We start from the raw sequence: 12,863 nt of genomic DNA, 5'->3' as shown, positions 1-12,863 counted from the left end.
TCACAAGGTTGGATCGGGTTGAGTGATATTTTTGATAATGTGGGGAGAAGAGAAAGTCAATTCGATGAAAAGGACAGGAGAAGTTGTCAATTTGGCGCAAGCAAGCCGGCCGATTTCGTCCCCGATGGTCCCCTCCTAAGCCCATTGCGTTATCGGCCAACCTCGCTCGCGGGCAATGCGGGCCATGCCGCGAATGGGATTCACGACAAAGGGATGGCCAACCAATTGGAGCGCGTGGAAATCTCCAGGGCTATCGCCATAGGCATAGCTACGCGTCAAGTCCAGATTGAAACGGGCGGCCAGGCGCTCCACATATCGGCCTTTTCCCTCACCATAGGGCAACGGGGCAAACACCTTTCCCGTATAGAGTCCTTCCTGGGATTCCGGTCTCGCGCCAAATACCAATGAGACTCCAAGTGCCTCAGCCAGTGGTTTCACTAAGAACTCAGGTGATCCGCTGACGAAGGCGACGACATGTCCCGCATCCCGATGACGGGATAAACGATTTAAAGCTCTCGCTGAGACCCGGGGAACAACATATAACTCCACGTACTCGCTGGCCATCTGTTCAATGAGAGAGACATCATGTCCCATCAGATACAGCTTCCTCCGTCGCAGAGGGTTAAACGAAATGGGCGGCATTTGCCGAATGGCATATTCCAAGCTGTGCCATACTTCCGGCCAACCCATGACACCGTCTTGCCAGAGATACCTGAAAAACCCGATTTCAATCGACGCGCCGGGAATCAACGTGTTATCCACATCAAAAAACGCACCGATCCAATGCTGTGAATGAGTCAGTGGTGCGGGCGAAGTGGTTGAGCGGGTCATGGTGAGCTATAATCCGAACGATCAGATGATCAATGAATGGTCGGGATTCTACTCCGCGCTCCACTCGTTGACAAGGACATCAGGAGGTTTCATAATCTGCCTAGTTCGTGCCGAAGTGGTGGAATGGCAGACACGCACGTTTGAGGGGCGTGTGGGGAAACCCATGCGGGTTCAAGTCCCGCCTTCGGCACCAAAAAAAATCCTCCCCATTGCATACACTTCTCGTACTTCAAATCTTTACTCGGTCTCAAATGGGATTAACGCGGGGCTTGAACCTGGGGTTTTGAAAGGGGTATTCCCCCTTCATGGGGTGGCCGGAGCGGCGCGGAGTCACGAGGGAATAGCCATATTAGTGGGAGAAGGAGCCAGGCTTCCGCTCCTGCGACTTCAAGTCAGATCTTTAGCTCTAATCCCTATCCCCCGATTATTTTATTGATTTTACTCAGGTATACCACTGACGCCCCATCCATTCTGGGGATAAAACCATTTTCAGCGAAAATTGGCATTCCGGTTTTTCAATCTTAAAAAAACCGGGGATATTGAAAAATATCGTCGATGGGATTCTGGATCATGCGCTCGCTTACAGAATACCTAGGAAGATAAACGTTATTCTGGTGCTTAGGAAAGGTGAATTAGAAGACATATTCAATTTCCTTAAAGGACATCCATGAAACGCGGGTGGTATTCAGGGCGAGTGTTTCCCAGGCTGGTGCAATGGAGCATGGGGCAAGCGGGTTTTATCCCCTTGCGGCAGTCATTGGTTTCGCAGGCATCAGGGTTGGTTTTGGAAATCGGGTTTGGGACTGGTGCCAATTTTTCTTACTATCCTTCCCAGATCCATTCTTTGACGGCAATTGATCCCAATCCCGGCATGATCCCTATGGCCCGTTCGCTTCAGGAGGAGGCCGTGATTCCCGTTCACCTTGCCCTGGGCTCGGCGGAAGCGCTCCCTTTTCCCTCTTCCTCCTTCGATACGGTGGTGAGCACGATGACCTTATGTAGCGTGCCTTTGCCTTCCAATGCCCTGCAGGAATTGCTTCGGGTTCTGAGACCTGGAGGGCGGTTCTTATTTTTAGAGCACGGGCAAAGTCCGGATCGTTCGGTTCGCCTGTGGCAGGATGGTCTTACGCCGGTGTGGAAACATCTTGGCGATGGCTGTCATTTGAACCGTCCAATGGTTCAGATGATTCAGACGCAGGGCTGGACGGTCACCGCACTCGAAAACTTTTATCTTCCAGGCGTTCCGAAGGCATTTGCCTATTTTTCTCAGGGGATGGCGGTGAAGGCCTGATCCTCCCGGTGCGCCCTTCCATTTTTCTTGATTTCTTAATACATTGAAGTTGGTGTTCATGAGGGTTTCGTCTGTCTTTCGGAATTGTCCCAATCTCTGCTTCCTGAGAGTGTCTTAATGGTAAATCGGCGGGTACCTGGCGGTTTAATAGTCTGTGCCGCCATTGTGGGACTTCTCCTTTTGAAGGGATTTCCTGACCTTTCTCTCTCCTATGCGGAGGTGACCGGTGCCTCCCAAGCGGATTCATCTTCCATTGAGGATTCTGCGGAAGCGCATTTTCAGTTAGGCATTGATTTTTTTCTCACCGATGACCTGGATGTGGCGATTGATGAGTTTCGGGAGGCCACTCGTCAGCGTCCCGGTTATGCCGATGCTTATCATAATCTTGGAGTGGCCCAGGCTAAAACGGGGGATTTAACCGGGGCCATTGCGGCCTGGTCGCAAGCGGAGCGTTTGGATGTTCAGGCAGCCGCATTGCGGTACCACCTATCAGCCCTGGTTTCGTATAACTATGGCATCTCCCTGGTGCGAGATGGTCGGCTTGCGGAGGCTCTGGCGCAATGGCGGGTCGCGCTTCGCATTCAACCTGATTTTACAGAAGCCCATTATGCGTTGGGATTGGGGTATTTGGCCGCAGGCGATCCTGTGCAAGCTGTGGCCCATTTTCAAGAGACGCTTCACGATGCGACCCATTGGGCGCATGCCTATGAAGCCTTGGGATTGGCCTATTATGCCTCACATGAAAATGTTCTGGCCGAGCAGGCCTGGGGTCAGGCTCTGGCTTTGGAGCCCGATTCCCCCAAGGTCCATGCCAATTTGGGGTTACTTCGTTTGCAGGAGGGAAATTTTCAAGAGGCGATCGAACATTCCCGGCAGGCGTTGATACTTCAACCTGACCTTGTAGCCGCGCATTACAATATTGGTGTGGCGTTGTTTGCGAAAGGCGACGAGTCAGCCAGTGTTCCATATCTGGAAAGGGCCCTTTCTCTCGATTCCCGCTTGACTCCAGCGAGATTGCTGCTTGGTGTTGTGTGGAGTCGTCAGGGAAATTGGGCGCAGGCCGCCTCGCTCTGGCGTGAGTCATTACGCCGGGATCCCTTTGCCAAGGATGGAGTGTGGCTCCATTACAATTTGGGAGTCGCCATGGCTGCCATGGGACTAATCGACGAGGCGGCGGTTGAATTTGATGTGGTAACGGGTCAGCGTCCTGAATGGGCTCCGGGGTGGTCTCAGTTGGGCTCGGCGCTTCTGGCAACCCGACAATGGGAAAGAGCCGTGGTCGCCCTGGAATCCGCTGCTCGATTGCAACCGGCCTGGGCACACCTTCATTTTGCCATTGGCAAAGCACAGGCTGAAGCGGGGAAATTTTCTCAGGCCGCTGCAGCCTTTCAGCGAGCGGTCGAGGTTGAACCTCAATTTGTCGACGCATGGTTTCATTTGGGGGTGGTGCTTCGTGCTCAGAACCGGACCAATGATTCGGTCGAGCCGCTTCGTCTGGCGGCGGAAGGGGGATCGGGCGAAGCCCAAAGCCTGTTGGCTTCGATGTATGCCAATGGCAGTGGCGTGGATCGCAACATCCCCTTGGCGATGTTATGGTGGTTCCGGAGTAGTCGGGCCACGATGGCCGATTCGCTCACGCAGACCGCCAGAGAACAGCTCTCACATTTCCGTCGCGGCCTGCATCGACACCTCTTTTCGCCCGGTGATCAGCAGGAGGTGTTAACCGGTTTTGGTCTTATTCGAGAAGATCTGCACCGGTTGGCTCCTCCCCATCGCATGTCCACTCAGCTGGCCAATGATGAAGACACCTGGGGCCACCTGACTCCGAGTGAACCCGTTGTTGCATGGGTGATCGACCAGGCCTTGGCCGGTGATCAGTCTTCCCAGCATACACTCCATTCCTGGTATGTGAATGGAGAGCGTGGTCGGTTGGTTCCAGCAGATCCTCAGATCCGAAATTATTTTCTGCAAACGGCGAAAGAAGGAGATCCCTTTTCCTGTCAGGTCGTTCGAGCCGTTGCTCCTGAATCGGCCGAGCGTTTTTCAGCAGACTGGCAATTGGCGGCAAATGGATGTCCGGACCAGACCGTCATGCCGGGATTGTAATTCCGAGCCGGGTTGCATGTATGGGAGTGAGAAATTCCTGAATTTTCCATGATTAGGGGCTGTTGAAAAAAGCCGCCAGCGGCGTTCTCGCCATTTTTCCGTGCTCACGTACTGGAAGTACGCTCTGCGCGCAAAAATGACGGCGGCCTTGCTGGACAACTTTTTTGAACAGCCCCAAGGCCTCTAATATGCACCGTGCCTGTGGGTCAATATGCCCTTGGAAATTATTGTTATTCAACACTCCCTTTAGGACCTCAATGACGAATCGTTCCAAGACCATGGCATTGGCCCTCGCCTTTTCACTAGTGAGCACGGTGCTGTCTTTTAGCGTCTCCTCACTTTTTCCACAGGGAGAACGATGGTTGACTGATTGGCAACTGGCTCACATGGCACCTGGACCTGTCGACCCTTCCCTGGTGTTGGTGACGGTCATGGAAAGCATGAGTCCCGCGTTATGTGGTGAAGGACGATGGAATCTTTCCGTGTTGGAATCCACCCTGCTGGCCCTTCATGAAGCTGGTGCTGCTGTTATCGTACCCTCAATTGATGCGTCTTCCCCGATAGCCTCGGAATGTGGTGGTTTGGCTGGACTGGTTCGGCTGGCTGAAGTGACCAAACGAGTCGGGTCTGTGGTCTATCCAGACTCGGTTCCTCCCGCCTTGGCGGATGCGGCAACCGTGTTGGGGACGCTGACCCTGATACCTGATGCAGATGGGGTGTTTAGGGGTGTGCCGTCCGCTACTCTCTCTACTGATTCATCGGCGCATCCTCCGATCGGCCTATTAATCGCCTCGTTGTCTTCGGAAACGACCACAGCTCATCCGAAGATCAAAGACCCTCAATTCCGGTTTATTGGACGTTGGGACAGTTCACCCTTCCCTAGGCATGCCTTTGCGGACGTGTGGAACATCATCCAGAGTAAAGATCGCGATCAATTAATGAAGTTGTTTCGCGGAAAAACGGTGATCCTTTTTTCTCTTGTGTCAAAGGAACCAACGCTTTCGACTCCGTGGGAGTCGGCAGTGCCGGGAGAATTTCTTCATGCCTTATTGAGCAACGCCGTACTGACCAATGGATGGGTATTCACGACTCCTTTATGGGTCGCGTTTCTTGTGACCGTGAGTGTAAGCCTGTTCTTCACCAGTTTTCTACTTTGGGGAATTCCGCTAGCCCGCTTTGGGATGATGAGCCTAGCCGGTATTTTTCTTGCGGGGCTTGCTCTGCTGTGGGGACTTCACAGTGGCTGGGTGTGGCCGATCTTGAGTACAGGCTTGGCTTTAGGAATGGCTATGGGGGGAACGCAGGCCTGGCGGGTGTCCCGGTCCCGGTCAATTATTCAAGGGTGGATTATACAGGGGAAACAGCAGCTACAACAATTGGAAGCAGAGTTGGCCGAGAGACAGCAGCATGTCCGGGAACTCGAAACTCACTTGCATGTGGCACAAGATCATGCACACCAGGCGGCGACAGTTATTGAAGGTTTAGAAACGCTGCAAGGGGGAGCATCTCGCCAATTGGAGATTGCTCAATCCGAAATAGAAGAAACCCGGCGACAGATTGACCGTTTGGAGGGGGAATTGGAGGATCTCCGGCAGCAGGTCCCGGCCATGCGGTCGGCTCGGCATCCGATGCCCGAAACCCACGAGAATCAGGTATTACTTCAGGAATGTGAGTCGCTGCATATTCTGACCCGTGCACCTTCGGTTCTTCGCGTGTTTCAGGATCTAAAAAAAGCCTCCGGGACCCGGAGCCCCATTCTTCTATTGGGAGAAACAGGCACGGGGAAAGAGGTGTTTGCTCGAGCGGCCCATGCGTTGAGTCCACGGCATCAGGGGCCATTTGTGTCGGTGAATATGGCCGCTATCCGGTCGGAGTTATTTGAAGGGGAACTCTTCGGTCATGTAAAGGGAGCCTTTACCGGAGCGGTAGGCCGTGAGGGGTATATCGAAACGGCGAATGGCGGAACGCTTTTTTTGGATGAAGTCGGCGAACTCCCATCCGATTTGCAGGCAAAGTTGCTTCGGTTTTTGGAGGACGGGTCATTTCACCGGGTCGGAGAAAGTCGACTGACCCAGGTGGATGTGCGCATTATCGCGGCCACGAATTGCAATCTTCAACAGGATGTGGAGGCCGGCCGATACCGGGAAGATTTATACTATCGGTTACGGAGTATTGTCTTAACTCTGCCTCCTCTCCGGGAACGGGGAGAGGAAGACTGTCTGCTGTTGGCTCAATCCTTCCTGCAGTATTTTTCCCGGCAACAGGGTCGAATGGACCTGGCGTTCACGCAAGGTGCGTTGGAGGCGATGACGGCCTATCGATGGCCGGGGAATATTCGAGAACTTCGACAAACCGTGGCCCAAGCCGTGGCGTTGGCCAACGGATCCCTCATTACCGAAGCAGACTTGCATCTGAGTAGCCCCGTCATGCCTTACGTGAAGGGTGAGGGACACGGTCTGGTGGAACTGGGACGATTGGAGGATGACATGGTGTTGGAATGCCTGCGACGCCATGGATTCGATATGCAGGCGACAGCCAAGGCTTTAGGGTGGGATCGCAGCACCGTCACCCAACGCTTGAAGGGTCTCGGATTTCAAGCGTTAGTCGACTGTCACGGGAATATAGAAGCGGCGGCGCAGGCGCTGGCAGGGGATGAGACTTTGACGCGAATGGTAGAAAGACGGTTGCGCGAGTATTCCAAAAATTTACTCCCTTCTTCCAAACACTATTCGTCTGTTGAAGTCGCCATTGCCGACTGTCGAAAACGGTTTCGCAATCTTCCTGAGCGTCATTTTCCGGCAGTCGAGCAGTTAGTGCGCCAGCGTTTTATTATGCCGGAACAAATTTCAATGCCGCAGAATTAATGCAATACCGTAATCCAGTTGGCTGTGGGCCATCGTCGAAGATGTGTCCCTGGTGGCCCCCGCACCGGGCACAGTGAACTTCCGTCCGGGGGTAAATAATTTTCCAATCAGTCCGGGTTTCGACCACTTTTTCCGAAATCGGTTGCCAAAAACTGGGCCATCCGGTTCCACTGTCGAATTTTGTGTCGGAAGAAAAAAGTGGCAGTTCGCAACCCGCACATTGGTAAATGCCTTTGGCTTTACTTTGGTGATATTCATTGGTAAAGGGCGGTTCTGTGTCTTCATGGCGTAAGACTTGATACTGCATAGGGGTTAAAAGCGCCTTCCACTCTTCATCCGTTTTCGTTATTTTGGTGATGTCTGACTCCCCGGTTAAGGGATTGGGAGCGGCCAAGGCCACGCCGAGGGTTTTAGCCAGAACTCCCAAGCCCAATGCCACGCCGATTTTCATAAGATTTCTCCTGTTTACATTCATTTTTATGGACATCCGGTATCCCTCCTCTGAGTTGAGACGGTGGAGATGCTCTCATCTTCCATCCAACCTGGTATACTGTAACAGTCTGGCCACGGTAAAAAAAATTACAGTGTTGGTCATAAGGCCTTTGACTGAAAGAAGGAAAATTTTTACACTAAAGAGAACTCAAAGAAAAGGAGGGTTGACTCAGGATTGCGGCATCGGAAAAACAGGCCGGAACGTGTTGGGGGCTTCACAGATTCAACGAACTGCAAAGAAGGAGAGTCTATGGATGAACACACGCTGGATGTAAAAATTGAGAGCCGGAACGTTGGCATGACCCCTCGGTGGAAAGCCGAAATCGAGAAACGGACTGAGGCGTTACAGACGGATACCATTCGCATCATTCATGCCCGTGTCACTCTCACCAAAAATGCCCATCATAAAAAAGGTGCCGATAACGCGGAGGCGCTGGTTGTCGTGACGCTTCCCCGGCGTCGGACGGTGACCGCCAGAAAAGAATCGAAAACCTTTGAAGAAGCCATTCGCTCAGCCTTTCAGGCCATAGAGCATGAACTGGATAAAGTTGAAGAAAAACGGTTGGCCCGCAATGCCAAGGCCACAGCCAAAAAGGCTGAAAAAGCGATGCTATTGACTGCTGTCTGAAGTCAAGTTCTCATGAGAGTCATTGGGGAGGGGCTTTGCCCACCCCCAATGACCTTCTTCTCATTCTGTCTTGGACCTTTCTTTCATCCTCAATTTCGTAACATTTTCTCTAAAATCTGGTTCTCTTATCCTGTTCTGCCGCCTCTTGCCATCATCTGGCCGTCTGGTGGTTGGATTAATGTGCGAGAGTCTCCCCAAGGAAGGCATGGGGTAAAATGGCTATTCGACGGAAGAAAAGCGGAAAAGGAAGGATTTGGATCGACTTACCTGCCGGGAAGATGAAGCAGGTCTTTGCCGGCGTTCATGAGTACGTCGAGTCGCTCAGGATTTTTGGTTTCGCCATAGCATCGGACGAGAGATTCTGTCCCTGATAGTCGAATGAGATACCAGGAGCCATCCGCCAGGATGAGTTTGCAGCCATCCAGTTTATTGACATGGATGACCTCTGTACCCGCAAACTCCGAAGGTGGATGTTCAAGAACCTGCTTGACCTGCGTCCTGAGGTGTTCGTTGAGGGGCAGGTCTTGTCGTGTCGTGAAGACGACCCCAACCCGTGCAAAGAGATCGTTTAGTAACTCCTGAATGGTCTGTCCTGTAAAGGCCACCATTTCTGCGACCAACGCCCCGGCCAGTATCCCGTCTGCTTCCGGCACATGGCCTTGGATGGACATCCCGGCGCTTTCTTCTCCGCCAAAGACCACTTCTCTCCTCGCGAGCAATTCGCCGATGTATTTGAATCCGACCGGTGTTTCGTGAACGGTGAGTCCATGGTGTGTCGCCACGGCGTCAATGAGATGGGTGGTCGCGACCGAGCGGGCGACTCCACCGGTCCATTGCCGACTGCGAATAAGATAATCGAGCAAGACGGGCAAGATATAGTTGGCTTGAATGAACGTGCCGTCGGCATCCACGATGCCAAACCGGCCTCCGTCTCCGTCGGTGGCCAGGCCGAGGTGTGCCCCTTCGCGGCGAACGGTCTCTTTCAGGTCCTGAAGTGTCTCGTCCGTCGGTTCCGGTCGAAATCCTCCAAAATATGGATCCCGCCAATGGTGTAAGACGGCCATTTTTGCGCCGGCCTGGCGTAGAAATTCGTCCAGGTACTGCCTGGAGGTTCCAAAGAGGGGATCAAAAATCACCCGGATCCGGCCGTTCCTGATGCGATCGCGATCAACCAGCGATTCCAGGGCTTTCAGGTACTCGGGTTGGGGGTCAAAATGCCGTACCATGCCATCGTGTGCGGCCCGCTCCCACGGAAGCCATTTGATGTGTTCCCCATGCAACAGGGGTAGGATGCGCAGTTCAATGGCTTTGGTTGTTTCCGGCAGGGCCGGCCCTCCCCAGTCCGGTGTAAATTTGATCCCATTCCATTCATGAGAATTGTGGCTGGCCGAAAAGTTCATGCCGCCTGACAGCTTACGACTCACCACATGGTAGGAGATGGCGGGCGTCGGGGTATCCCGGTCGCAAATCAGACAAGGGATACCATGAGCCGCCATGACTTCTGCAGCCACTTTGGCAAAATGCTCCCCTAAAAATCGTGCGTCGTAGCCAATCAGGATGCCTTGTTGCCCCAACTTCTGTTGACGAAGATATTGAGCGATTCCCTGGCACACGATCCGGATGTTCCGGACCGTAAAGTCCTCGGCCACAATGGCCCGCCACCCTGAAGTCCCGAATTTAATGGAGTCCATGTTCGATATATGCTCGTTGCGAAGAAGGGATTTCTCAGCAGAAAACAGTGAAAACGTGATTTGGAGCTTTGGTACCCAGAAGGGTGATCATACAGAAAATATGGCTCCTCGCTCTTTCATCCGAGTCACTGAAATGATCGTCTCCGATGCCTGCCATCTGGCATGAGGGAGGGACGCTCTCATCCGCCGGCGGGCCTTGTCTGAGCGGAGCGAGTTGGTCCGGCCTCTTCAGTCCGGCGCCCCTCCCCTCTGATAAGGCCAGACGGGGCGTCGATGGTTTTGGGGCCTTTTGCCGGAACAAAAGGGCCTTGCCTGCCGGGGTGAAACCCGGTAACACAGAAAATCACGTTAAACATGAGAGTTGTGCGCACAAGTGCAATGGGTTCCCCTGTCAGCCCCTTTTTTCTGCCAAGCCCCAAGGTGGATTCTCGATACACATCGTAAAGCTGTAAGGCAAGAACCATAAATGCTATTGATTCCAAAGGTATTACAGAATAGAAGATTTTTGCTCATTTGCCAATCAGATTAATTCAGTTTTTTTGATCAATTTTTCCGAATTCGTCCTGGAGTCCACTTTTTCGTTTTGAAGGTACCCAGAAGTCTGAAAGGGGCCATACGGATCATAGTTCATGGTTAAATTAGGGCTGGTGCCAAGAGGAGGACACCGGAGGTCGATAACCCGGCTACGTAACCCTTCTCACCGCCTTTTTTCTCCGCCTGTGTCCGGTTCGTATGCGGCAAAAACCCAAAAATAAGAGATTAAGGGTCCTGTGCAACTGCTAAATGGGCGTTTATGAATTTTTTTTTGAAAAGGAACGATAAAAATTGAACTCAGTAGTGGAATTTCGCCAAGAAGCCTGTCTGCTGTTTTATCGAAAAAAGGCGATAACCCGTAAAAATGCGAGGCGTCGCTCTTTGAAGTTTGGTAACCTATCCTCAGTTTTTGCGGCGGGTTTTGATTGATAAAATAACTTATGAAAAATAAGCCCATCTTTTGGCATTTCTTCCCAAGCTTTAACGGCATATCAACAGAAATGGACTTTAAGAACTTTTCTTGCTAGGTATGTTTGCAATTCAGCATTTAGGAAATATAGGTTCTTACAGTTATGCAACTTAATAAGTGGAAAAGAACGGAATATAAAAAAAACACGATCTTTGAGGTAATTTTTCAAGCGCGGTTCCCCTCAATTTTAAAACTCACTAAGGAAACACCTGCCAGCTTTCAGGAAAAAATAAGAAAAAAAGGATTTCCTGAAACTAAGATAAAAAAGGTTGCGGCCCCTCCTGATTTTCCAGAGCACCTACGAAAAGAGATACTTGGTGAGGACGAATATATGTTCTTTTCCGAAGATGGAAACTGGCAAATTACCCTGACGAAAGATTTTATAGCTCTGAAATGTACCGAATATGAAAATTACAAAGGGTTTGAAAAACACCTGAAAACAATGTTGAAAACTTTTTGGGAGGAATACGACCCCAATTATTTCAGCCGAATTGGCCTCAGATATCGAAATCTTGCGAGTGAGAGCACGCTCGGAATAAAGGAAGATATTCGAGAATTTATTCCCGCTCACATAGCCCCTGAATTAGAAACAAGCTCTTCAATAAGGGATGAAGTCCAAGTAATTGAAAAAACTCTTCAATTAAAAGATGATAGCTCTATAGCCAACGTGCGCTTTGTTTACGGGGACTTGTCAGGAAAATTTGGAAAATTTAACCTAAATGGCGAAAAATCCTATATAATCGATACAGACTCTTTTACCACTGAAAAAATACGAAAGGTTGAAGATGCCATTGCTAAAAGCAAATCCTTCAACGAAGGAAACATTCGGAACGTCTTCCACTGGAGCATTACAGATGCTCTCAGAAAAGCCATGGGACCAATTTCAGGAAAGAACTGAATACACAAGCGGTCATGAAGATGCGTACAAGTTTGTACCTTCCACAAACGGAATGATCGTAGTTAGCTTAAACGAAGAGAATTCAACTCGGGCAGAAGGATACAATTTTTCACAAAGAGAACAGCTTTACAAAACATGGCAACAAGACATTTACCCGATTTTGTTAGATGGCTTCAAACAAAAACTTCACAAGATAAGTGAGCGGCAAGATAATTGGGATGGCAAGGGGTCAAAAAAACCAACCGATCTTATTCTCAGTAAAGCACACAACACTTTAGAAAATGTCCTCTATTCCATTGTTAATAGTGGTCGTCTTTGGATCGCCCCATTTGTTTCAACTGATGAAGACGGATATATTACCATTCAATGGACGAGTGGCGACCATGAACTTCATATAGAAATAAGCGAAGAAGGCGCAGAATATATAAAGATTTGGGGCATAAATATCGAACATGAAATGCACGTAGGAATTTTAAAACGAAAAGAATTGTTCAATTTGTGGGATTGGTTGAGCGAGTGACGAAAGATCATGTTTCTGATGAGGAAGAACTATATCGTAATGTCCGGGGAGAAGAAGACGCAGACGAATTCCGCATCGACCCACATACGGGACGTTTAGAGTTTACCAGCCAAGCCTTTCTTGACCGCAAACGTACACCCTCAGTTGACCGAGCAAAATTACAAAACTTCGACCCCCAACAATCCCTGTTAAACGATACCAATGGAATCGTATCGCTTATCACTGAAGAAGTACGTCAAATTGGACAAGTGATAAGTAAGAACGACAAGGGGAAAGAAGTTCAACATGCGGTTGATGTCATTCATGTTCCAAACCCACCAGAAGACCCGGAAAACGACGCCCACTCCTTGATTGTTGTTGAACCAGAATTTCTTTCTTCTGATAAACAAGGCAAAGCCTTTAAATTACTGAGAAAAGCTTTAGCCAGGGTTGCTACAAGGCGCGGTTGGACAATAGAACCGAGTAATACATAAGCACACTTGTGGAAAAAACACCGAAACGCTTTGGCGTTTCCCGGTTTTGAATTCATACTTTCTGGA

12 protein-coding genes and 1 tRNA gene are annotated in these 12,863 nt (G+C 50.6%); 8 read left to right on the top strand and 5 right to left on the bottom strand.

The annotated features are described in order from the left end of the window. Positions 1-135: 135 nt before the first annotated feature. Positions 136-831, bottom strand: coding sequence for an HAD family hydrolase (locus tag ACWHYD_RS19830; protein WP_447963729.1), 696 nt, complete (start codon positions 829-831; stop codon positions 136-138). A gap of 109 nt (positions 832-940) precedes the next feature. Between ACWHYD_RS19830 and ACWHYD_RS19825 the strand changes: the two genes are divergently transcribed. The 3 genes from ACWHYD_RS19825 to ACWHYD_RS19815 all read left to right on the top strand — a co-directional run bounded on the left by ACWHYD_RS19825 (position 941) and on the right by ACWHYD_RS19815 (position 4,228). Then, a tRNA-Leu gene (locus ACWHYD_RS19825) sits at positions 941-1,024 on the top strand. Positions 1,025-1,498: 474 nt separating this feature from the next. Continuing rightward, the gene (locus ACWHYD_RS19820) at positions 1,499-2,122 is read left to right on the top strand and encodes a class I SAM-dependent methyltransferase (RefSeq protein ID WP_447963728.1); all 624 of its coding nucleotides are present in this window, start codon (positions 1,499-1,501) and stop codon (positions 2,120-2,122) included. Positions 2,123-2,239: 117 nt separating this feature from the next. Then, on the top strand, positions 2,240-4,228 hold the full coding sequence (locus ACWHYD_RS19815) for a tetratricopeptide repeat protein (protein ID WP_447963727.1): 1,989 nt from the start codon (positions 2,240-2,242) through the stop codon (positions 4,226-4,228). A 52-nt stretch (positions 4,229-4,280) separates the two neighbouring features. Here the strand turns inward: ACWHYD_RS19815 and ACWHYD_RS19810 are convergent, their stop codons facing one another. Continuing rightward, the gene (locus ACWHYD_RS19810) at positions 4,281-4,541 is read right to left on the bottom strand and encodes a hypothetical protein (protein ID WP_447965914.1); all 261 of its coding nucleotides are present in this window, start codon (positions 4,539-4,541) and stop codon (positions 4,281-4,283) included. Between ACWHYD_RS19810 and ACWHYD_RS19805 the strand changes: the two genes are divergently transcribed. Next, positions 4,486-7,092, top strand: a complete 2,607-nt coding sequence (locus ACWHYD_RS19805; RefSeq protein ID WP_447963726.1) for a sigma 54-interacting transcriptional regulator — start codon at positions 4,486-4,488, stop codon at positions 7,090-7,092. The two genes, ACWHYD_RS19810 and ACWHYD_RS19805, sit on opposite strands and share 56 nt — an antisense overlap. Here the strand turns inward: ACWHYD_RS19805 and msrB are convergent. Further along, complete coding sequence (msrB, locus tag ACWHYD_RS19800; RefSeq protein ID WP_447963725.1) at positions 7,058-7,543, bottom strand: peptide-methionine (R)-S-oxide reductase MsrB; 486 nt, start codon at positions 7,541-7,543, stop codon at positions 7,058-7,060. The two genes, ACWHYD_RS19805 and msrB, sit on opposite strands and share 35 nt — an antisense overlap. 291 nt (positions 7,544-7,834) lie before the next feature. Here msrB and ACWHYD_RS19795 point away from each other — a divergent pair, with 291 nt between their 5' ends. Next, positions 7,835-8,212 carry an HPF/RaiA family ribosome-associated protein gene (locus ACWHYD_RS19795; protein ID WP_447963724.1) on the top strand — a complete coding sequence of 126 codons (378 nt, stop codon included), beginning with the start codon at positions 7,835-7,837 and terminating at the stop codon, positions 8,210-8,212. Between the two features lie 263 nt (positions 8,213-8,475). Here the strand turns inward: ACWHYD_RS19795 and ACWHYD_RS19790 are convergent, their stop codons facing one another. Together ACWHYD_RS19790 and ACWHYD_RS19785 are read right to left on the bottom strand one after the other, a co-directional pair. Then, positions 8,476-9,903 carry a phosphoglucomutase/phosphomannomutase family protein gene (locus ACWHYD_RS19790; protein ID WP_447963723.1) on the bottom strand — a complete coding sequence of 476 codons (1,428 nt, stop codon included), beginning with the start codon at positions 9,901-9,903 and terminating at the stop codon, positions 8,476-8,478. 179 nt (positions 9,904-10,082) lie between these two features. Further along, on the bottom strand, positions 10,083-10,367 hold the full coding sequence (locus ACWHYD_RS19785) for a hypothetical protein (RefSeq protein WP_447963722.1): 285 nt from the start codon (positions 10,365-10,367) through the stop codon (positions 10,083-10,085). A 642-nt stretch (positions 10,368-11,009) separates the two neighbouring features. Here ACWHYD_RS19785 and ACWHYD_RS19780 point away from each other — a divergent pair. The 3 genes from ACWHYD_RS19780 to ACWHYD_RS19770 are packed head-to-tail and all read left to right on the top strand — an operon-like array spanning position 11,010 to position 12,797. Further along, positions 11,010-11,804, top strand: a complete 795-nt coding sequence (locus ACWHYD_RS19780) for a TIGR04255 family protein (protein WP_447963721.1) — start codon at positions 11,010-11,012, stop codon at positions 11,802-11,804. Then, positions 11,761-12,324 (top strand): hypothetical protein, encoded by a 564-nt coding sequence (locus ACWHYD_RS19775; protein WP_447963720.1) that lies wholly within the window; start codon positions 11,761-11,763, stop codon positions 12,322-12,324. The genes ACWHYD_RS19780 and ACWHYD_RS19775 overlap by 44 nt, the downstream gene beginning before the upstream one ends. After that, on the top strand, positions 12,321-12,797 hold the full coding sequence (locus ACWHYD_RS19770; protein ID WP_447963719.1) for a hypothetical protein: 477 nt from the start codon (positions 12,321-12,323) through the stop codon (positions 12,795-12,797). The genes ACWHYD_RS19775 and ACWHYD_RS19770 overlap by 4 nt, the downstream gene beginning before the upstream one ends. The last annotated feature ends 66 nt before the right edge of the window (positions 12,798-12,863 follow it).

Source organism: Nitrospira sp. Ecomares 2.1 (genome assembly GCF_965152585.1).
Note: the sequence above shows the minus strand (reverse complement) of the source record. Positions and strands in the feature narration are given on the sequence as shown.